The organism is Microbacterium sp. NPDC058345 (genome assembly GCF_042723855.1).
Taxonomy (GTDB): domain Bacteria; phylum Actinomycetota; class Actinomycetes; order Actinomycetales; family Microbacteriaceae; genus Microbacterium.
Genome location: NZ_JBHXIG010000003.1, coordinates 204,990 through 225,030 on the forward strand (window position 1 = coordinate 204,990; position 20,041 = coordinate 225,030).

Here is a 20,041-nt window from a genome sequence, read left to right on the forward strand (position 1 = left end):
GTGCTCGTCATGCTCGGCGATTCGATCACCACCGACCACATATCGCCGGCGGGAGCGCACTGCGGCGCGGAACAGCTCGTCGGCCGCGGCCCAGATGTGCTCGGGCACCTCGTCGCCTTCGAAGATGAAGTTCGGATGCAGGTTGCCGTCGCCGGCGTGCGCGACCGTCGGGATGCTCACCCCGTACGCCTGCTCGATTCGGGCGATCTCGTCGAACATCTCCGCCATCGCGCTGCGGGGCACCGCGACGTCCTCGATGAGCGTGGTGCCCATCGCGGCGAGGGCGGGGTGCGTGGAGCGCCGGATGCGCAGCATCCGCTCACCCTCGGCGGGGTCGTCGGTGAACGCCACGGCCCCGCCGGCCGCTGTCAGCACCTGCGCGATCCGCTCCGCCTCGTCGCGGGAGGCGGGGCCGTCGGTCTGGATGGTCAGCTGCGAGGCCCCGGCGGACGGCGCGGGCAGGCCGAGGAGGTCGTGGACGGCCGCGAGGACGGTGGCGTCCATCAGCTCCATGATCGCCGGCTGCGCACCCGAGGCGGTGACCGCGGAGGAAGCCGCGGCGGCTGCGCGCACCGAGGGGAAGGATGCGGTCACGGTGCACACCACGCCCTCGATGAGGCGGCGCAGCTTCAGGGTGGCACCCACGATCACGCCGAGGCGGCCCTCGGAGCCGATCACCAGCGAGGTCAGATCGAGTCCGGTCACGCCCTTGACGGTGCGGTGTCCCAGCCGCAGCAGCCGGCCGTCGGCGAGCACGACGTCCACGCCGAGCACGGCATCGCGCACCACCCCGTACTTCGCGCACAGCAGCCCGCCGGCGCCGGTGGCGATGTTGCCACCGACGGTCGAGATCTCGCGGCTGGCCGGATCGGGAGCCCACCACACGCCCTGCTCGGCGAGCCGTGCGTTCAGCTCGGCGTTGATGATGCCGGGTTCCACGACCGCGAGGAGGTCGTCGGGTCGCACCTCGAGGATGCGGTTCATGCCCGCCGTCGAGAGCACGATCTCACCGGGACCGGCGTTGGCCGCACCGGCCAGCCCGCTGCCGGCACCGCGCACGACGACGGGCACCGCATGCTGCGAGGCGAGGCGCATGGTGCGCTGCACGTCGTCGACGCCGCGGGCGCGCACGACCGCGAGCGGACGGCCGGATGAGCGGTGCCCGCTGGCGTCCGCACGTGCGATCTCGAGCGCCTCCGGCGTGGTGTCCACGATGTCGCCCAGCTCGGCACGAAGCCGCGCGACGATGCTCACGACAGCGTCCGCCGGCCCGCCATGACGCCGGCGGCCACCGCGACGACGGCGAACGCCACTCCCGCCCAGGCCGCATCCATCGACCACCACGCCAGCGTCACGGCGGCGTAGATGACGAGTTCGACGGCAGCGCGCAGGAACGGATGCAGCCGCAGCACGGGCCGGGGGGAGAGGAACAGCGCCCACACCAGCAGCAGCACGACGGGAGCGCCGATGCCGACGACGAAGTTCCACGGCAGAGCCCAGGCGGCGAAGCCCCACAGGGCGAAGGTCGCGAGACCGGCCACCAGCACGAGCGTGCGGACGATGTCGAGGGGCGTGATGGCGGGGCGGGTCACGCCCGGCTCGGTGACGGAGTCCTGGGCCATGACTCCAGTCTATTCGCCGGAAGAGGCCTCTTCGACGGGGGCGACGACGCCCTCTTGGGGGCTGACCGCATCGACCTCCGAAGCGATCTCACTCAGGGCGTCGTCGACGGCCGCGACGGCCGAGGTCGTCGCCGTGTCGATCTGCTCGACGGCGGATTCGGGCTCGACGACCGGGGCGGGCTCGACGGGTGCGGGCTCGACGGCGGATTCGGGCTCGACGGGTGCGGGCTCGACGGGTGCGGGCTCGACGACGGGTGCCGGCTCGACGGTCTCTGCGACGGCCGGTGCGGTCTTCGCAGCCGATCCGCCGGGGATCGGTGCGGGTGCCGTCTCGCCGTCACCGACAGGCGCCCCGACGGTGGACGGGAGCTGCTCGTCGGAGGCGTCCGCACCGTCGGCCGGGCCATCGGTCCCCGCCGGGCGAGCGACGTCGTCGGCGGTGACGGCGAGGTCGTCGGCGGTGTCGACCGCAGGATCGTCGGTCGTCTCGACCGGCGGCTCACCGGCCGGCTCGGACGATCCGCCGTTCTGCAGGTCCGAGAGGGTCGTGCGCGTCCATCGGCCGGGGACATCGTCGACGACGGCGCGCAGCCAGACGGAGGCGTTCAGGGCGTTCTCGAGCAGCGTCGGCCGGAAGCTGATCTCGCCGTCGCCCGCGTCGTCGAGCGTGATCTCGAACGTGCGCGTGAACACGAGCACCCGCACCGCCACCTGCACTGTCGCTCCCGGTGCGCCCTGCATCGGCACGGTGTACACCCCGCCGTCGACGGTGGCCGGTCCCCACGTCACGGCGAAGGGGTCGGCGCCTGGATCAGTGCCCGGGTCTGTTCCCGGGTCTGTTCCCGGGTCTGTTCCGGGGTCTGTTCCCGGATCGGTGCCTGGATCGGTGCCTGGATCCGTGCCGGGGTCGGTGCCAGGATCGGTCCCGGGGTCGGTGCCTGGATCGGTTCCGGGGTCCGTTCCCGGATCGGTGCCTGGATCGGTGCCCGGGTCGGTGCCTGGATCCGTGCCGGGGTCTGTTCCCGGGTCCGTCTCCGGGTCGCTGGGCTCCGGTGGCGAGACCGGCGCGGCGGCGGGGGCCTCCGGGTCCTCCGCGTCCTGCTCCGGCGCCGGCGCCGGCGGCGCATCCGGCTCCCGCTCCTCGGCATTCGGAGGCGTCGGCGTCTCATCCTCGACGTCGATGACCATCGGCTCTTCGAGCGACAGGGATGCATCGGGGGCGACCTCGGTGGAGATCGACGACGGGTCGGACTCCGACGCGCTGGGCTGCGAGGTCGAAGGTGCCGTGGGAAGCATCGCCGGTACCACAGCCGCGGCCGCGACGACCCCGGCCACCACGAGTGCCGCAGATCCGGCGCCCACCAGCGCGCCCACACCGGTCAGGCCTCCGGCAGAGGATCCGGCGGAAGCTCCGCCTCCGGATGCCGAGACCCCCGAACCGGCGGGGCTCGACGTCGCACCGGTCACGCCGGCTCCGCTGCCGACGACGACCGCGCCCTCCATGACGGTCGAGGGCATCGCCGCCAGCGCGACGACCGGAGTGCCGCCGCCCTGCAGCATCGCGAGGTATCCGCTGGCCCCTGTCGCGCCCAGCACCAGAGGCAGCAGCACGAGCGCCAGCCGCTGGGACACGTCTTTGGCCTCGGCGACGACGATCATGCAGCGGGTGCAGTCCTCGATGTGCTGCTCGACGCGCTTCCGGTCACGTGCACCGAGGTTCCCCCGCGAGTAGGCGCCGAGGTGATCGATCGTCCACTCGCACTCGGAGCCCGGCTCGGCGCTGCGCAGATGCGCCTGGATCCAGGCCTCCCGCAGTCCCTCGCGCGCGCGGAACGCCAGCTGCGAGACGGCGCCGGCCTTCATGCCGAGCAGTGTGCCGATCTCGGCGGGTTTGAGCTGCTCGATCTCGGAGTACCAGAGCACCTCCTGCCATCGGGAGGGGAGGCTGCGGAACGCCTGAGCAGTGAGGCTGCGGTCGAGGGCCTCATCGGCGGCCTGATCCGTGCTGTTCGGGTCGACGACCGATTCCATCTCGTCGATCGCCGTCTCGCGGCGGGCGCGACCCCAGGCCGCGGCGGTGTTGCGGATGCTCGTGAACAGATACGCGCGGAACGAGCCGTTGGGCCCGCCGCCCTTGAGGATCGCCTGATAGATGCGCGCGTACGCCTCCTGGACGAGGTCGTCCGCGTCGACGGTGGAGGTGATCGACCGAGCCACGGCCATGCCCGACGGATAGTGCCGGCGCCAGAGTTCGCCGAACGCCTCGGCGTCGCCGGAGCGGGTGCGCAGGACGAGATCGGCGTCTGCGGATGCCGATCGATCGATGTCCTCTTCGTGCACTTTCCTCATCCCATCGGTGAGCGCGGGAACGCTCTCACATGAAGAGACGCGGGGACCCTGGATCCATCACGCGTCTCCTCCATTGTCTCTCCGATTCACCCCGTGCGGCCACCCCTGTGCATAACCCGCGAAGGGTGCCAGAACTTTTCCGGGAATCCGCGTAATGAACCGGCGCGGCGCACGTCTCATCAGTAGAGCGGTCCTGAAGCGCCATCGGGGGGCGGTCGCAGAGGGACCATCGGTATCGCATCGATCAGGTCGGGCAGGGAGCCTCGGGGGAGGAGTTCCCTGTCCGGCCGGCTCGTAGGGGACGCGAGGCCGCCATGCTGGGGGAGCATGGCGGCCTCTCCGTTCTCCGTCAGCGCCGGGGTCAACGGGCACGGTCGCGCCGCGGCGCGGCGCCGCTCCACACCCCGCGCACCGACAGCGCGGCATCCAGCAGCACGGCGTCGGCGACGTAACCCGGCTGCAGCCGGCCGAGCGACGAGCCGAACCCGATGGCCGCGGCCGGCGTCTCGGTGAGGGCGCGGACGGCCGCCGCCAGGTCGACCCCGGCGTCCACGGCGCGACGCAGCGCGATGTCCTGGGTGAGCGTGGAGCCGGCGATCGAGCCGGTGTCGTCCGCGCGAGCGATGCCGTCCGTGACGGTCACCTTCACCGCGCCAAGGTCGTAGTGCCCGTCGGCGCTGCCTGCCGCGGCCATCGCATCCGTGATCAGCGCGATGCGACCGGGCGCGGCGTCGAAGAGCAGTTTGATGACGTGCGGATCGAGGTGCACGTTGTCCGCGATCCCCTCGAGCACGACCCGGTGGTCGGCCGCCGCGACCAGCACGGGGCCCGGTGCGCGGTGGTGGATGCCGTTCATCGCGTTGAACGCATGGGTGAGGATCGACGCGCCCGCTTCGAAGGCGGCACGCGCGACGGCGGCGTCGGCGTCCGTGTGACCGACCGCGGCGACGGCGCCGGCGTCCACGATCATCCGGATCGCGTCGATGCCACCGGGAAGCTCCGGCGCGATCGTCACCTGGCGCACGGTGCCCCTGCCCGCGTCGAGAAGACGCGCGACGTCGTCGGCATGAGGTTCGCGCAGCAGTGTGGGCTCGTGCGCGCCGTGGTGGCCGGGGTCGAGGAACGGGCCCTCGAGATGGCTGCCGAGGATGTCGGCGTCGGTCAGCATCAGGTCGGCGATCTCGTCGACGCGGCGGGCGAGCTGGTCCACCGTGCCGGTGACCAGCGAGACCACGGCGCGCGTCGTGCCGTGCGCACGGTGCAGACGTCGGCCGGTGCGGATCGCGTCGACGCCGTCGTCGAAGGCCGCTCCGGCGCCGCCGTGGCCGTGGATGTCGACGAAGCCCGGGGCGAGCATCGCATCGGCGCCGGCGATGGCCGTCGCATCGACCACGTCGTCGGCATCCGTCCAGTCGGCACCCGTTCCACGGGCCGTGACCACGCCGCGCTCGAACCGCACCCACGCGTCCGCCGTCAGGGTCCCGTCGTCGATGATCCGCGCGGAGTGGATGACCCGGGAACGGTGCGTGTCGGAGGTGGCGGTCATCGGGTGCTCCAGGGGATCTCGGGGGTGGGGTGGTAGCGGATGCCATCAGACTGCCACAGAGGCGCCTGCCGGCCGATGCGATGGCGCAGGGACTCGGAATTCCGCTCCGCGGCGTCGGCTGCCGTCCAGGCCAGCTCGGCGACCGCCGCGAGGCGCGGATGCGTCAGCCGGTCGGCGTCGTCCAGACTGCGGACGGTCTCGGTCCACAGCGGCGCCTCGATGCCGAGGATCGACTCCTCCGGCACGGGCAGCAGTTCGCCCGGTTCCCAGTCCGACGCGGCGTGCACGTCGACGACACCCGCCCACGACAGCCCGAGTGGGAACGCCTCGTCGTACTTCATGTCGAGATAGACGGCATCCGCGGGCGACAGGATGAGCCGTCCACCTCGCGCGACGAAGTGCGCGGCCTGAGCGGCGTGGGCGCCGTCGGGTGACGTCAGACCCCAGTACTGCCCGACGGTGCCCTCGGCGATGCCCTCCACGGCGCCCGCCTCGTGCCACGCGACCGGAGACTTGCCGAGTTCCGTGACGAGGGCGGTCGCGCGCTCCATGAAGTACGCGAAGTCGGCCTCACTGGTGCCGAGCGACTCGTCGCCGCCGATATGCAGGTAGGGGCCGGGGGTCAGCTCGGCGATCTCGGTGAGGACATCGCGCACGAAGTCCCAGGTGCGCTCCTCGCGGATGCGCACGCTGAAATGGCCCACCCCCCAGCCGATGTAGGGCTCGCCGGCGACGGGAAGCGCGTGGCCGAGCCGGGTGGCGTCGGAGAGGAGGTGATCGTTCATGACCGGCTCCTCGACGATCTCGCGGTAGGCGAGCCCGATCGCGTGGGTGTGCCCCGGCAGGTCGATCTCGGGCACGATCGTGATGTGCCGGGATGCCGCGTGGGCGACGATCGCGCGGTAGTCGTCCTTGCTGTAGCACCCGCCGGCGTCGCCGTTCGCGCTCGTCACCGAGGACTTCTCCGACAGCAGCGGCCACGAGTCGATGTGCAGGCGCCAGCCCTGATCGTCGCTGAGGTGCAGATGCAGGTGATTGAGCTTGAGCGCGGCGGCACGGTCGATGATCGTCTTGACCTCGTCGACGGGGAAGAAGTGCCTGGCGACGTCGAGCATCATGCCGCGGTAGGCGAAGCGCGGAGCATCCTCGATCCGCACGTGCTGCCAGCCCCAGCCCTCGTCGCGCTCGCGAAGCAGCTGCAGCAGCGTCTGGGTGCCGTAGAACAGGCCGGCGGCATCGGCGCCGATGACCTCGGCGACATCGCCGACCCGCAGGCGGTAACCTTCCGCGGGGCCGGCCGCGGGATCGAGGCGAAGCAGGACGTCACCCGCACGCGGTTCATCCGTCGCCGACGACGGGCGGATGCCGGTGCGTCGGGCGATCCCGTCGATGAGGTGCGGCGCGGCGGCCGCATCGCCGAGGATGCGCGTCTCGCCGGTCAGCGGCATCCGTCCTGCCTCGGCGATAGCCGAGCGCGGTACGGGAACGAGGGGGAGCGGATCAGGTAAGACCATGAACAAAACGTACCCCGCGCGGCGCTCGCGGTTCGGCTGCATCGGCTAAGCTTTCACCGTCGCGACTGGCGTCTGGGTGGGTCACCACCGGGGAGCGGCCTCATAGCAATCGACCGCGCGCCTGGGCCGATGAGGAACACCCCCTTTCCGTGTGAGGAGATCGTCATGACCGACCGCTACTTCAACGCCCCGCTCGCCGAGGTCGACCCCGAGATCGCCGAAGTGCTCGAGCGCGAGCTGAACCGGCAGCGCGGCTATCTCGAGATGATCGCTTCCGAGAACTTCGTGCCCGTGTCGGTGCTGCAGTCGCAGGGATCGGTGCTCACCAACAAGTACGCCGAGGGTTACCCCGGCCGCCGCTACTACGGCGGCTGCGAGGAGGTCGACGTCGCCGAGGAGCTGGCCATCTCCCGCGCCAAGCAGCTGTTCGGCGCGGAGTTCGCCAACGTCCAGCCGCACTCGGGTGCCACCGCGAACGCCGCCGTGCTGCACGCCATCGCCCGTCCCGGCGACACCCTGCTCGGCCTCTCGCTCGACCAGGGCGGTCACCTCACCCATGGCATGAAGATCAATTTCTCGGGACGGCTGTACGACATCGTCGCCTACGGCGTGAACGCCGAGACCTCGATGATCGACATGGACGAGGTGCGCGCGCTCGCCATCGAGCACAAGCCGAAGGTGATCATCGCCGGCTGGTCGGCGTACCCGCGCCAGCTCGACTTCGCGAAGTTCCGCGAGATCGCCGATGAGGTCGGGGCCATCCTCTGGGTCGACATGGCGCACTTCGCCGGTCTCGTCGCCGCCGGCCTGCACCCCAACCCGGTGCCGCACGCGCACGTCGTCTCGTCGACCGTGCACAAGACGATCGGCGGCCCCCGTTCCGGGTTCATCCTCACCGACGACGCCGACATCGCCAAGAAGATCAACTCCGCAGTCTTCCCTGGACAGCAGGGCGGGCCGCTCATGCACGTGATCGCCGCCAAGGCGACCGCGTTCAAGCTGGCCGGCACCCCCGAGTTCAAGGAACGCCAGGAGCGTGTTCTGCGCGGCGCCGCCCTCATCGCCGACCGCCTGTCGCAGCAGGACGTGAAGGATGCCGGCATCGCCGTGCGCTCGGGCGGCACCGACGTGCACCTGGTGCTCGTCGACCTGCGCGACGCCGAGATCGACGGCAAGCAGGCCGAAGACCTGCTGCACGAGATCCACATCACGGTGAACCGCAACGCCGTTCCGAACGACCCGCGCCCGCCGATGGTCACGAGCGGCCTGCGTATCGGCACTCCGGCGCTGGCGACCCGCGGATTCGGTGACGCGGAGTTCACCGAGGTGGCCGACATCATCGCGCTCGCGCTGCTGCCGGGTGCCGATGTCGAGGCGCTGCGCGCCCGCGTCGCCACCCTCGCCGACGCCTTCCCGCTGTACCCGGACCTGGCCCAGTAGCCGCGCCCGGATCGAGAGTGTTCGCGTGAGAAACCGATTCGCGCGTGAGACACCGGGCGTGGCGTGGTGTCTCACGCAGAATGTGGTTTCTCACCGGTGTGAAAGGAGCGGCGCATGACCGCGAAGATCTTGGACGGCAAGGCGGCGTCCGCCGCCATCAGGGCCGAGCTGACCGAGCGGGTCGCGGCGCTGAAGGCGAACGGCATCGTGCCGGGCATCGCCACGGTGCTCGTCGGCGCCGATCCGGCATCCCAGCTGTACGTGGGGATGAAGCACCGGCAGTCCGAGGCGATCGGGATGAACTCGATTCAGCGTGAGCTACCGGCCGACGCCACCCAGGCCGAGGTCGAGGCGCTGATCGATGAGCTGAACGCCGATCCGGCGTGCCACGGGTACATCGTGCAGCTGCCGCTGCCGAAGCACCTCGACACCGACGCCATCCTCGAGCGGATCGACCCGGCCAAGGACGCCGACGGCCTGCACCCCACGAACCTCGGCCGGCTGGTGCTCAACGTCAACGCGCCGATCCACACGCCACTGCCGTGCACGCCTCGCGGCGTGATCGAACTGCTGGTGCGCGGCGGCTACGACCTGAAGGGCAAGCACGTCGTCGTCGTGGGGCGCGGCGTGACGATCGGCCGGCCGATGGGCCTGCTGCTGACGCGTCGCGACATCAACGCCACCGTGACTCAGGTGCACACCGGCACGCCGGACATGACCCCGTATCTTCGTCAGGCCGACGTCATCGTGGCGGGTGCCGGCGTCAAGCACCTCATCCGCGCCGAGGACGTCAAGCCCGGCGCGGCGGTTCTCGACGTCGGTGTGACGCGTGAGGACGACCCCGAGACGGGTAAGTCCAAGGTGTTCGGAGACGTGCATCCGGATGTCGCCGAGGTCGCGGGCTGGATCTCGCCGAATCCCGGCGGCGTCGGCCCGATGACGGTCGCCCTGCTCATGACGAACGTGGTGGAGGCCGCGGAGCGGCTCGCCGCGTGAGCCTCGGACTCAGCCCAGTTCGTCCAGCATCCGGCGCTGTTCCGGCGTGAGCCCGTCGTTCCGCTCATCGCGCGCCCCGGTGGGCGCCGGTGACGCGGGCGACGGTGCTGTGCGCGTGTGCGAGGGGGTGCCGCGCAGCTTCGCCTCGGCCGCGTCGTAGACGCGCCCGACCTGTGCGTGGAGGCGGTCGTCGACCCGGTCGTACACCACCCAGCCCAGGAGCAGGATGAGCGGTGGCAGGACGATGCCCCAGAACCCCGAGGCGCGCACCGGGGTGAACCACACCGTCAGCAGCCACAGCGCGAGCTCGACGGCGTACACCGTCGCGTACTGCACCGCCTTCTCACCGCCGCGGCCGCGGCGCTCGGCGGCCCGGCGGAACAGGGAGCGCAGCGCCGGCTTCACGAAGAGCGCGGCGAGGGTGAGGATCACACCCGCCCACAGCGCGTGCAGCCCGACCCGCACGCTGGTCAGCACCAGGCCGATGATCAGGAGCACGGCGACGGTGAACACGTAGAGCGCGCCGAACCGGATGATGCTGTTCCTCATGCCTCCAGCGTGGCACAGATCGCCCCGAGCGTGCGGGGACCTGCGCGGTCAGGCCGGATCCTGCGACCCGCGAGGGACGGAGGCTCAGCGGCCGCCGAGCCGCCCCTCGATGCCGGCGATGCGCGCCTGCTCGTCGAAGCGGAAGGTCGCCGACCCCGTGGCATCGGTCACGACGGCGCCGCTGAACGACTCGTCCGTCCACTCCATCGTCCACCCCGCGAGCCGGGCGAGGTCCCACACCGATGCGCGCGGGTCACGCAGCGACAGTCCCGACAGGATGCGCGGCAGCGCGGCGACGGCGGCGGCGACGGTGAGCGGATCGACCGGGGCGTCGAGCAGCAGCACGGCCCGCGCGCCGCCCGCCGGCGCGGAATAGTACGGCGAGAGGCCGGTGATCTCCACGGCGGCGCCCGCCACGGTGTGCGCGAGCTGGGCGATCCACTCGTCGACGTCGTCGCCGGTGTCGGCGGGGAACGTGACCTCGCCTGTCGTGAGCTCGGTGATGCCGTGCTGTTCCCCGTAGGCGCGCAACCGCTCGGTGACGCCGGTGCGATCCCCCTGCGGGAGAGCCCACGACCACATCAGCGAACGAGGGCCGGGTGCGATCGAGGCGATGAGATGCGGGGCGGCGACGAGCGTGCGCGCCGCGTCCGCCTCGGCGGTGAACGTGAAGGTGCCCGCAGCGAGATCCGCATCCCAGCGATGCTCGCCGAGAGCATCCGTCGCGGCGGCCAGCTGATCCTGGCGGAGGGCGGTGAACAACGCCGCACGATCGGCGAGAGCGGCGAGAGTCTCGAAGGTCATGCCGCTCAGTCTGGTGGCGCTTGCTATGGATCGGCAGGATCCGCGGGCTTCACGTGCGTACGGCCGGCAGATCGATATGGTCGAAGCATACGTCCCCGGAACGAAGGAGGTTCCGTCATGCCCACGACGCAGACCAGACCCGAGCGCCGCAGCATCATGCGGCCGGTGAACCGCTTCCTCGAACGATGGGTGCCATCCGCGCTCACCTTCGCGATCGTCCTCACCCTCGTGGTCGCCGTGCTCGCGATGACCCTGACCCGCACCAGCCCCGTCGACGTCGTGAAGGGCTGGGGAGACGGGCTCGCCGGGCTTCTCGCGTTCATGACGCAGATGTGCCTGATCCTGCTGCTCGGGTACATGCTCGCCAACACCCGGCCGGTGCGGCGCCTGCTCGCCTGGCTGGCACGCGTGCCCACCTCGGCGGCAGCGGCGTACGTGTTCGTCTTCGTGATCGCCGCGATCGCGAACCTCATCACGTGGGGCCTCGGGCTGATCGTCGGTACGCTGCTCGCCCGCGAGATCGCCGTGCAGGCGCGGGAGCGCGGCATGAAGGTGCATTTCCCGCTGCTGGTCGCGGCGGGGTACTCGGGCTTCGTGGTGTGGCACATGGGCTACTCCGGATCGGGTCCGCTCACCGCCGCCACGCCCGACTCCTTCCTCGCTCCGAGCCTCGGTGGCGAGGTCGTGCCGGTCTCGCAGACCGTCTTCTCGGCCTGGAACATGCTCGCCGCGCTCGGCGTGATCGTGGTGTGCGCCCTGCTGTTCTTCATGATCCGTCCGCGCAAGGGCGAGCCGGTCTACGAGCTTCCCGCACACGTCGGCTCGGAGGGGGTCGACGAAGCGGATGACGAGGTCGTCACCCCCGCCGACCGGATCGACGCGTCCCGCATCCTGACTCTCGTGCTCGGCCTCGGGCTGGTCGCCTACCTCGTCGTGCACTTCGTGCAGGGCGGCACCCTCACGCTCGACATCGTGAACTGGTCGTTCCTCGCTCTGATCCTGCTGCTGGTGCGCAGCCCGTTCGAGTTGATCTTCCTCACCAAGAAGGCCGCCTCCAACGTGGGCGAGATCCTGCTGCAGTTCCCCCTCTACGCGGGCATCCTCGGCATCATGGCGAGCTCGGGGCTGATCGAGCTGTTCTCGAACGCGTTCGTGTCGATCGCGACACCGGTGACCTTCGGGGTGCTCGCGCTGCTGTCCGCCGGCATCGTGAACTTCTTCGTGCCGTCTGGGGGTGGTCAGTTCGCCGTGCAGGGGCCGATCATGCTCGATGCGGCGAACCAGCTGGGCGTCGACCCGTCGATCGCCATCATGGCGGTCGCCTATGGTGACCAGTGGACCAACATGATCCAGCCCTTCTGGGCGCTTCCTGTGCTCGCGATCGCCGGGCTGAAGATGCGCGACATCCTCGGTTACACCTCCGTCACCCTGATCGGATCGGGTGTGGTGATGGCGGCCGCGCTGCTGCTCGTCAGTCTCTGACGGCGGAGGCGGCGGCCGTCACTTCGCGACGGCCGCCGCCTCGACCCGTCCCATCCGCCACACGCTCGGTACGACCAGCGTGACGAGAGCGATCACCGCGTAGAGGATCGCCGAGGTGGTGAGAACCGTGGCGGGGTCGGCGCGGGTGATCAGCCAGCCGTAGACCAGCGTGCCGATCGGCATCACGATGAAGCTGCCGAGCATGTCGTAGCTCGCGACCCGCGACAGCCTGTCGCCGGGGATGTTCTCCATCATCGCCAGGTTCCAGCCGGTGCTGAACACCTCGGTGCCCGCGCCGGCGAGGAACGCGGCGATCGCCACGAGCACGACGGCAGGATGTGCGCCCAGCGCGGTCAGCGGCAGCGCGAAGACGGCCATGCCCAGCATCCCGTACCGCAGCGGCCGGCGCAGCGGGAACCACATCAGCACCAGGGTCATGAGCAGCACGCCGACGCCCTCGGCACTGACCACCCACCCCCAGCCGGCGATGCCGAGGCGCTCGTCGTTCTTCGCGATGTACGGGCCCACCACGCCCCAGGCTCCCACGTGGATCGCGTTCATGATCATGAAGGCGAGCACGATCGTCCACAGCCAGGAGCGGCTCCAGAACTCGCCCCAGCCCGCGCGGAGATCGGAGAACAGCGAGAACTCACCAGCACCGGGCGGCGGCGGCAGCCGGACGAGAGCCAGCACGGGGATGGCGACCAGCCAGCCGCCGACCTGCACCACCATGGCCAAGGCGGGGCCGGCGGTGGTGACCAGGATGCCGGCGATGACGGGGCCGCCGATCACGACGGCCGACCGCACGAACGACAGCATCGCATTGGCCTGCTGGAGGTGCGCGGGCGTCGTCAGCTGCGGGATGATGCCCTGCATCGCGGGCAGCACGAACGCCGTCGACGCGCCGTTGACGGCGGCGAGGGCCACCATCGCCGGGATGCTCGCCGAGCCGGTGAAGAGCAGCACGGCGATCGTGCCGATGGAGAGGATGTCGATCACGTAGCAGGCCTGGATGACCAGCGCGCGAGGCAGACGGTCGGCGACCACACCGCCGAACAGCACGAAGATGACGTTGCTCACCGTGAACGCGGTGAGCACGTACGACAGGCTCTCGGGGTGGTTGTCGATCTCGAGGACGGCGAACGCCAGGGCGATCGCCGACATCGAGCCGGTGACCATGGTGATCGCCCTGGCGAGGAAGAACCAGCGGAAGTTGCGGTCGCCCATCGCGGCGAAGGCGCGGATCATGCGCCGGGTCTCGGATGCAGCATCCGATCATCCTGGCACGGGCGGGTCAGTAGCTCTCTGCCGCCGCGCCTCCGGATGCCGGGATGAAGCGCGCCGCGAGCGCCTCCGAACCGCGGGCCAGGATCGTCACGTCGGCACTCGCGCACAGGAACCGGGCGCCGTCGGCGAGGTAGGCATCAGCGGTCGCGGGATCGAAGGCGTTCACGCCCACCGCCTTGCCGGCAGCGGTCACCGCGTCGAACACCCGGCGCACAGCCGCCAGCACCTCCGGGTGGGACTGCTGGCCGGGGAAACCCATCGACGCGGCCAGGTCGGCCGGTCCGACCAGCACGCCGTCCACGCCGTCCACTGCGGCGATCTCCGCGGCAGCATCCACCGCTTCCCCCGACTCCACCTGCACGATCAGCGACACGTGCTGCGACGCGTCCTGCACGTAGCGCTCCACGCGCCCCCAGCGCCCGCTGCGGGCCAGCGCCGAGCCGACGCCGCGGATGCCGTCGGGCGGGTAGCGCACGGCGGCCACCGCCGCGCGTGCCTCGTCGGCGGAGGCCACCATCGGCACGAGCAGGTTCTGCGCGCCGGCATCCAGCACCTGCTTCATGATCACCGGGTCGTTGAACGGCACACGCACCAGCGTCGGCACCCGGTAGGCGGCGATGACCTGCAGCTGCTGCTGCACGGAGGTCAGCGTGTTGGGGCCGTGCTCCATGTCGATCAGCAGCCAGTCGAGACCTGCTCCGGCACCGATCTCGGCCAGCAGCGGCGACCCGGTGCTCAGCCACATGCCGATCAGCGGGCGGTCCGCCGCGGCGAGGGCGTCGCGGAAGGGGGGTTCTAGACGAAGCGGCATTCGATGACTCCCATCTCGCGGTAGTCGCACCGCACGGCATCGCCGCGCGAGACCCACAGGGGCCTGGTGAACGATCCTGCCAGGATGATCTCGCCCGCCTCCAGGCGCGCGCCGTGCTGATGGAACTTGTTCGCCAGCCAGGCGACGCCGGTCGCAGGGTGGCCGAGCACGCCGGCGGCGACGCCGGTCTCTTCGATCTCCCCGTTCTTCGAGAGCACGCCCGGCACCCAGCGCAGATCGATCTCGTCGGGGCGCTTGCGCACCGTGCCCAGCACCATCGCACCGTACGCCGCGTTGTCGCTGATCGTGTCGACGATCGTTCGTCCCTCCAGCTCGATGTGCGAGTTCAGGATCTCCAGCGCGGGCACGGCGTAGTCGATGGCGGCCAAGGCGTCCTCGAGGGTGCAGTCGGGGCCCTCGAGCGGCTCCTTCAGCACGAACGCCAGCTCGACCTCGATCCGCACGTTCGAGAAGTGATCCACCGGGATCTCCGCGCCCGACTCGTGAACGGTGTCGTCGAACATCACCCCGTAGTCGGGCTCGGTGATGCCGGTGGCCTGCTGCATGGCCTTCGACGTCAGGCCGATCTTGCGGCCGACCAGGCGCCGCCCCGCCGCGATCTGCCCGTCGCGCCAGACGCCCTGGATCGCGTAGGAGTCCTCGATCGTCGCCTCGGGGTACCTGGCCGTGATCCGCGGGATCACACCGTGCGTGCGGTCGGCGTCGGCGAGCTCGGCGGCGAGCTGCGCGATCGTCTCTGCGGGCAGCGTCACAGCTGGTGGCCCAGCTTGTACTCGCCCTGCTTCCACTCGGGCATCGACTGCTCGCCCTCATCCGGCCGGGTGTACGAGAACCCGTCGGCGCCGATGGTCACCGCCATCTCGGAGCTGTCGGTGCGTGCGACGACGGGCTGCGGCTCGCCGTCGAGGTCGAGCACCAGGGAGGCCTCGGTGTACCAGGAGGGGACCACCGGGTTTCCCCACCAGTCACGGCGCTGATTGTCGTGCACGTCCCAGGTGACGACAGGGTTGTCGGGGTCGCCCGTGTAGTAGTCCTGGGTGTAGACCTCGACACGGTGCCCATCGGGGTCACGCAGGTACAGGTAGAACGCGTTGCTCACCCCATGACGACCCGGCCCGCGCTCGATCGCATCCGAGCGGCGCAGCGCGCCGAGCTTGTCGCAGATCGCGAGGATGTTGTGCTTCTCGTGCGTGGCGAAGCACACGTGGTGCATGCGCGGCCCGTCACCGCCGGTCATCGCGGTGTCGTGCACGGTCGGCTTGCGCCGCATCCACGCCGCATAGACGGTGCCCTCCTCGTCCTGGATGTCCTCCGTGACACGGAACCCGAGATCCTGCATGAACTTCACCGCGCGGGGCACGTCGGGCGTGACCTGGTTGAAGTGGTCCAGCCGCACCAGTTCGCCGGGGATGTGCAGGTCGTACCGCCACGACATCCGCTCGACGTGCTCGGTCTGGTGGAAGAACTCGTAGGGGAAGCCCAGCGGGTCGACCACTCGCACCGAGTCGCCGATGCCCTTCGTGAAACCGTCGGGGCTGCGGCGCACGTCGCAGCCCAACTCGGTGTAGAACTCGACGGCGCGGTCGAGGTCCTCCGGTGTGCGCACACGGTAAGAGAACACGGCGACCGCGGCAAGCTCTCCCTTGCGCAGCACGAGATTGTGGTGGATGAACTCCTCGGTCGAGCGGAGGTAGATCGTGCTCTCGTCCTCTTCGGTGACATACAGGCCGAGGATGTCGACGTAGAACTCCCGCGAGGCGGCGAGGTCGGTGACCACCAGCTCCATGTACGCGCACCGCAGGATGTCGGGCGGGGTGGCGGTCGGCGTCGCGACCGGGTTGCCGGTCTGGATGGGCGCCTCCTGGCTCACATAGAAGCCCGACGAGGTGAGGGTCATGTCTGCGCGGTTGGTCATGTCAGCGTCCTTGCGTGAGAGGGCCGGGTCAGCGGGGGTCCGGGTCGTCGAGATCCTGCTTGCCGAAAGCGGGGTTGTGCGGCTCGCCGAGCGTGATGTGCACGCTCTGCTGGTCGGTGTAGAAGTCGATCGAGCGGTATCCGCCCTCGTGACCAAGTCCGGAGGCTTTGACGCCCCCGAACGGGGTGCGCAGATCGCGGACGTTGTTGGAGTTCAGCCACACCATGCCGGCTTCGACCGACTGCGCGAAGTTGTGCGCGCGCTTGAGATCGTTCGTCCAGATGTAGGCCGCGAGGCCGTACCTGGTGTCGTTCGCCAGCGCGAGCGCCTCCTCTTCGGTGTCGAAGGGCGTGATCGCGACCACGGGGCCGAAGATCTCCTCCTGGAAGATGCGGGCGTCCGGCGCCACATCCGCGAACGCCGTCGGCGCCACGTAGTTGCCGGTCGGGAAGCCGTCCGGCCGACCGCCGCCGGCGATGAGGCGCCCCTCGGTCTTGCCCAGTTCGACGTAGCTCATCACCTTGTCGTAGTGCTCGGGATGCACCAGCGCGCCGACCTCGGTGGTCGGGTCGTGCGGGTGGCCGACCTTGACGCGCTTGGTCTGCGCGGCGAACCGCTCGACGAACTCGTCGTAGATGGGGCGTTCGACGAGGACGCGCGAGCCGGCCGTGCAGCGCTCGCCGTTGAGCGAGAACACGCCGAAGATGCAGGCGTCGATCGCCGTCTCGAGATCGGCGTCGGCGAACACGACGGCGGGGCTCTTGCCGCCCAGCTCCATCGACAGGCCCTTCAGATGCGGCGCGGCGTTGCCGAAGATCAGCTGACCGGTGCTGCTCTCGCCGGTGAACGAGATCAGCGGCACCTCGGGATGCTTCACCAGCGCGTCGCCGGCGTCCTCGCCGAGCCCGTTGACGAGGTTGAACACGCCCTTGGGCAGCCCGGCCTCCTCGAAGATGCCGGCCCACAGCGATGCCGACAGCGGGGTGAACTCGGCCGGCTTGAGCACCACCGTGTTTCCGGTCGCCAGCGCGGGACCGAGCTTCCACGACTCGAGCATGAACGGCGTGTTCCACGGCGTGATGAGACCGGCCACGCCGATCGGCTTGCGGTTGACGTAGTTGAGCTGCCGGCCGGGCACCTTGAAGGCGTCGTCGGCCTGCGCGACGATCAGATCGGCGAAGAAGCGGAAGTTCTCGGCCGCGCGGCGCGCCTGCCCGAGCGCCTGCGTGATGGGCAGGCCGGAGTCGAACGACTCCAGCTCCGCCAGGCGGGCGTCGCGCGACTCGACGATGTCGGCGATGCGGTGCAGCACGCGGCTGCGCTCGCGCGGCAGCATCCGCGGCCACGGACCCTCGGTGAACGCACGGCGCGCTGCGGCAACGGCGCGATCGATGTCGGCCTTCTTGCCCGCGGCGGCGTGCACGTACGTCTTGTTGGTGACGGGGTTGAGCACCTCGAAGGTGTCGCCGTCGATCGAATCGACGAACTCGCCGTCGATGTAGTGCTGGATCTTCTGCGGCAGGTCGGCCGGGGTGTACACGTCGGTCATCATCGTCCTTCTTCGCTGGGATGCGGATGCCTGGCGGCCAGGAACGCGTCCATGGTGCGCCAGCGGTGGTCGCGTGCGGCGAGCTCGATCTCGAGTGGATCGGCTCCCGTGCGGATGAGGTCGAGGATCTGGCGGTGCTCCTCGACGGAGTGGCGGGCACGACCGGGCACGAAGGCGAAGGTCGTGTCGCGGATGCCGGAGAGACGCGCCCATCCGCGATGCACCAGATCGAGGATGTGCGGGTTGGGGCACGGCTCGTACAGCACCGAATGGAAGTCGCGGTTGAGCTGCGTGAACCGGTGCGCGTCGAAATGGTCGAGCAGGCGCTGCATCCGCTCGTTGATCTCGGCCGCGCGGTCGAGGGCGTCCGGTGCGAGCAGGGGAGCGGACAGGGCGGTGGCCGATCCCTCGACCAGGCCGAGGGTCTGCATCGTGAAGGCGTATTCGCTCTCGTCGACGAGAGTCACCCGCGCACCGACGTTGCGCTCGAAGCTGACCAGCCCCTCCGCCTCGAGACGGCGGATGGCCTCGCGCACGGGCACCACGCTCATGCCGAGCTCGTCGGCGATCGCCCCGAGCACGAGCCGGTAACCCGGACCGAAGGCATGCGATGAGATCCGCGAGCGGATCCAGGCGTACGCCTGCTCGGACTTGCTGCCTTCGCGAAAGAGAGTCATGTGCGGCCCTCGTACTTCGCGCGCCAGTCGGCGTTCATCGGGAACAGGCCGTCGACGGGATGCCCGGCCGCGACCTGCTCGGCGATCCAGGCGTCCTCCGCCTCCTGCGCGAGCGCGGCATCCGCCACCTCCTCGGCGAGCGCGGCGGGTATGACGATCGCCCCGTCGGAATCGCCGACGATGATGTCGCCCGGCTGCACCGTGGCGCCGCCGCAGCCGATGGTCACGTCGTGCTCCCACGGCACGTGTCTGCGGCCGAGGACGGAGGGGTGAGCACCGCGCGAGAACACCGGCAGACCGATCTCCGCCACGGCGTCGAAGTCCCGCACGCCCCCGTCGGTGACGACGCCGGCGGCGCCGCGGGCCCTCGCGCGCAGGGCGAGGATGTCGCCGAGCGTGCCGGTGCTCGCGTCACCGCGGGCTTCGATGACGATCACCTCGCCCTCGGCGACGGCGTCGAAGGCGCGCTTCTGGGCGTTGTAGCCGCCACCGTGCGCGGCGAACAGGTCTTCGCGCGCGGGCACGAACCGCAGGGTCTTGGCGGCGCCGACGATCTTCGCGCCCGGGATGTTGGCGGAGACGCCGTCGATGAAGCACGAGTGCAGGCCGCGTCTGCGCAGCTGGCTCGACAGCCCTGCGGTGGGCGCTTCGATCAGCTTGGCGCGCAGCTCGGCCGACAGCACCGGCTTGGCGGGAGCCCCCTCGGGCAGTCCTGCGGCCTCGCGTGAGCCCCAGGCTTCTTCGCGCTGCAGATCGTCGACGGCGGGCATCGAACCCACGGCCGGGTCGAACGGCAGTTCGCCCTGCGTGACGGTGGTGCGCAGCCGGCCGGAGGTGGGCGCCCCCGGGGCATCCGGCACATCCACCTCGATCTCGACGACGTCGCCCGGCACGATCACCGAGGAGCCCGCGGGCGTGCCGGTGAGGATGACGTCGCCCGCCTCGAGCGTGAAGTGCTGCGACAGGTCGGCGACGAGCTGGGGGAGCGGGAACAGCAGACCCGCCGTGGTGTCCTCCTGGGCGAGCTCGTCGTTCACCCACGTGCGCACGCGCAGCGCCGCAGGGTCGACCGAGGCGGCGTCGATGAGCGCGGGTCCCAAGGGCGTGTACCCGTCGCCGCCCTTCGAGCGCACGTTGGATCCCTTGTCGTTCGCCCGCAGGTCGTACAGGCCCAGATCGTTGGCCGCGGTGACGGCGGCGACGTGCGACCACGCGTCCGCGACGCTCACCCGGCGGGCGGCCGTGCCGATGATCAGTGCGATCTCGCCTTCGAACGCCAGCAGCTCCGTGCCGGCGGGGCGCTCGACCGTTCCGCCGCTGCGGCCGATCGAGCTCGCCGGCTTGAAGAAGTACGACGGGGCGGCGGGGCGGCGGCCGCGCTGGTCGGCGCGCGAGACGTAGTTCAGGTGCACGGCGATGATCTTGCCGGGGCGATCGGTGTCGGTCACAGGGGCGCCTCCTCGCGCTCGTTCACATCGT

General features: G+C 70.4%; 16 protein-coding genes and 1 pseudogene. 3 read left to right on the forward strand and 14 right to left on the reverse strand.

From position 1 onward, the window contains the following. Window positions 1–9: 9 nt before the first annotated feature. The 5 genes and pseudogenes from ACFWH5_RS12655 to ACFWH5_RS12675 form a co-directional block, all read right to left on the reverse strand. Window positions 10–1,254 (reverse strand): annotated as a pseudogene (locus ACFWH5_RS12655) (FAD-binding oxidoreductase); the annotation flags it as partial. After that, window positions 1,251–1,622: a YrdB family protein gene (locus ACFWH5_RS12660; RefSeq protein ID WP_378835093.1), complete on the reverse strand. Its 372-nt coding sequence runs from the start codon at window positions 1,620–1,622 to the stop codon at window positions 1,251–1,253. The pseudogene ACFWH5_RS12655 and the gene ACFWH5_RS12660, both read right to left, overlap by 4 nt. A 9-nt stretch (window positions 1,623–1,631) precedes the next feature. Then, window positions 1,632–3,962, reverse strand: coding sequence for a sigma-70 family RNA polymerase sigma factor (locus ACFWH5_RS12665; protein ID WP_378835094.1), 2,331 nt, complete (start codon window positions 3,960–3,962; stop codon window positions 1,632–1,634). A 370-nt stretch (window positions 3,963–4,332) separates the two neighbouring features. Then, the gene (locus ACFWH5_RS12670; RefSeq protein ID WP_378835095.1) at window positions 4,333–5,517 is read right to left on the reverse strand and encodes an N-acetylglucosamine-6-phosphate deacetylase; all 1,185 of its coding nucleotides are present in this window, start codon (window positions 5,515–5,517) and stop codon (window positions 4,333–4,335) included. Next, window positions 5,514–7,031, reverse strand: a complete 1,518-nt coding sequence (locus ACFWH5_RS12675; protein WP_378835097.1) for a family 20 glycosylhydrolase — start codon at window positions 7,029–7,031, stop codon at window positions 5,514–5,516. The genes ACFWH5_RS12670 and ACFWH5_RS12675 overlap by 4 nt, the downstream gene beginning before the upstream one ends. 165 nt (window positions 7,032–7,196) lie before the next feature. Here ACFWH5_RS12675 and glyA point away from each other — a divergent pair, with 165 nt between their 5' ends. Then, complete coding sequence (gene glyA, locus ACFWH5_RS12680) at window positions 7,197–8,471, forward strand: serine hydroxymethyltransferase (RefSeq protein ID WP_378835098.1); 1,275 nt, start codon at window positions 7,197–7,199, stop codon at window positions 8,469–8,471. A gap of 114 nt (window positions 8,472–8,585) precedes the next feature. Beyond that, on the forward strand, window positions 8,586–9,467 hold the full coding sequence (locus tag ACFWH5_RS12685) for a bifunctional methylenetetrahydrofolate dehydrogenase/methenyltetrahydrofolate cyclohydrolase (RefSeq protein ID WP_378835099.1): 882 nt from the start codon (window positions 8,586–8,588) through the stop codon (window positions 9,465–9,467). 9 nt (window positions 9,468–9,476) lie between these two features. Here the strand turns inward: ACFWH5_RS12685 and ACFWH5_RS12690 are convergent, their stop codons facing one another. Together ACFWH5_RS12690 and ACFWH5_RS12695 are read right to left on the reverse strand one after the other, a co-directional pair. Next, a complete protein-coding gene (locus ACFWH5_RS12690; RefSeq protein ID WP_378835101.1) occupies window positions 9,477–10,016 on the reverse strand; it encodes a hypothetical protein in 540 nt (179 codons plus the stop codon). A gap of 84 nt (window positions 10,017–10,100) precedes the next feature. Then, entirely contained in the window at window positions 10,101–10,820 is a 720-nt protein-coding gene (locus ACFWH5_RS12695; RefSeq protein ID WP_378835102.1) for a DUF6882 domain-containing protein, read from the reverse strand. 117 nt (window positions 10,821–10,937) lie between these two features. Here ACFWH5_RS12695 and ACFWH5_RS12700 point away from each other — a divergent pair, with 117 nt between their 5' ends. Beyond that, the gene (locus ACFWH5_RS12700; RefSeq protein ID WP_378835103.1) at window positions 10,938–12,302 is read left to right on the forward strand and encodes a short-chain fatty acid transporter; all 1,365 of its coding nucleotides are present in this window, start codon (window positions 10,938–10,940) and stop codon (window positions 12,300–12,302) included. An 18-nt stretch (window positions 12,303–12,320) separates the two neighbouring features. Here the strand turns inward: ACFWH5_RS12700 and ACFWH5_RS12705 are convergent, their stop codons facing one another. From ACFWH5_RS12705 to ACFWH5_RS12735, 7 genes are read right to left on the reverse strand one after another with little or no spacing between them, the layout of a single operon-like run. After that, window positions 12,321–13,550: an MFS transporter gene (locus tag ACFWH5_RS12705; RefSeq protein ID WP_378835104.1), complete on the reverse strand. Its 1,230-nt coding sequence runs from the start codon at window positions 13,548–13,550 to the stop codon at window positions 12,321–12,323. Window positions 13,551–13,596: 46 nt separating this feature from the next. Further along, a complete protein-coding gene (locus tag ACFWH5_RS12710; RefSeq protein WP_378835105.1) occupies window positions 13,597–14,400 on the reverse strand; it encodes an HpcH/HpaI aldolase/citrate lyase family protein in 804 nt (267 codons plus the stop codon). Continuing rightward, complete coding sequence (locus tag ACFWH5_RS12715) at window positions 14,385–15,167, reverse strand: 2-keto-4-pentenoate hydratase (protein WP_378835775.1); 783 nt, start codon at window positions 15,165–15,167, stop codon at window positions 14,385–14,387. The genes ACFWH5_RS12710 and ACFWH5_RS12715 overlap by 16 nt, the downstream gene beginning before the upstream one ends. A gap of 2 nt (window positions 15,168–15,169) precedes the next feature. Continuing rightward, on the reverse strand, window positions 15,170–16,336 hold the full coding sequence (hpaD, locus tag ACFWH5_RS12720) for a 3,4-dihydroxyphenylacetate 2,3-dioxygenase (protein WP_378835106.1): 1,167 nt from the start codon (window positions 16,334–16,336) through the stop codon (window positions 15,170–15,172). Window positions 16,337–16,364: 28 nt separating this feature from the next. Continuing rightward, complete coding sequence (gene hpaE / locus ACFWH5_RS12725) at window positions 16,365–17,885, reverse strand: 5-carboxymethyl-2-hydroxymuconate semialdehyde dehydrogenase (RefSeq protein ID WP_378835108.1); 1,521 nt, start codon at window positions 17,883–17,885, stop codon at window positions 16,365–16,367. Continuing rightward, window positions 17,885–18,562 carry a GntR family transcriptional regulator gene (locus ACFWH5_RS12730; protein ID WP_378835109.1) on the reverse strand — a complete coding sequence of 226 codons (678 nt, stop codon included), beginning with the start codon at window positions 18,560–18,562 and terminating at the stop codon, window positions 17,885–17,887. Before ACFWH5_RS12730 ends, hpaE begins: the two co-directional genes overlap by 1 nt. Beyond that, window positions 18,559–20,010, reverse strand: coding sequence for a fumarylacetoacetate hydrolase family protein (locus tag ACFWH5_RS12735; protein ID WP_378835110.1), 1,452 nt, complete (start codon window positions 20,008–20,010; stop codon window positions 18,559–18,561). The genes ACFWH5_RS12730 and ACFWH5_RS12735 overlap by 4 nt, the downstream gene beginning before the upstream one ends. Between the last annotated feature and the right edge of the window lie 31 nt (window positions 20,011–20,041).

Excerpts from the sequence above, each read along its gene's own strand:
- glyA (WP_378835098.1), top strand. The coding sequence starts at position 7,197 with ATGACCGACCGCTACTTCAACGCCCCGCTCGCCGAGGTCGACCCCGAG.
- ACFWH5_RS12675 (WP_378835097.1), bottom strand. The coding sequence starts at position 7,031 with ATGGTCTTACCTGATCCGCTCCCCCTCGTTCCCGTACCGCGCTCGGCT.
- ACFWH5_RS12730 (WP_378835109.1), bottom strand. The coding sequence starts at position 18,562 with ATGACTCTCTTTCGCGAAGGCAGCAAGTCCGAGCAGGCGTACGCCTGG.
- ACFWH5_RS12670 (WP_378835095.1), bottom strand. The coding sequence starts at position 5,517 with ATGACCGCCACCTCCGACACGCACCGTTCCCGGGTCATCCACTCCGCG.
- ACFWH5_RS12685 (WP_378835099.1), top strand. The coding sequence starts at position 8,586 with ATGACCGCGAAGATCTTGGACGGCAAGGCGGCGTCCGCCGCCATCAGG.
- ACFWH5_RS12705 (WP_378835104.1), bottom strand. The coding sequence starts at position 13,550 with ATGATCCGCGCCTTCGCCGCGATGGGCGACCGCAACTTCCGCTGGTTC.
- ACFWH5_RS12700 (WP_378835103.1), top strand. The coding sequence starts at position 10,938 with ATGCCCACGACGCAGACCAGACCCGAGCGCCGCAGCATCATGCGGCCG.
- hpaE (WP_378835108.1), bottom strand. The coding sequence starts at position 17,885 with ATGACCGACGTGTACACCCCGGCCGACCTGCCGCAGAAGATCCAGCAC.
- ACFWH5_RS12695 (WP_378835102.1), bottom strand. The coding sequence starts at position 10,820 with ATGACCTTCGAGACTCTCGCCGCTCTCGCCGATCGTGCGGCGTTGTTC.
- hpaD (WP_378835106.1), bottom strand. The coding sequence starts at position 16,336 with ATGACCAACCGCGCAGACATGACCCTCACCTCGTCGGGCTTCTATGTG.
- ACFWH5_RS12660 (WP_378835093.1), bottom strand. The coding sequence starts at position 1,622 with ATGGCCCAGGACTCCGTCACCGAGCCGGGCGTGACCCGCCCCGCCATC.
- ACFWH5_RS12710 (WP_378835105.1), bottom strand. The coding sequence starts at position 14,400 with ATGCCGCTTCGTCTAGAACCCCCCTTCCGCGACGCCCTCGCCGCGGCG.
- ACFWH5_RS12690 (WP_378835101.1), bottom strand. The coding sequence starts at position 10,016 with ATGAGGAACAGCATCATCCGGTTCGGCGCGCTCTACGTGTTCACCGTC.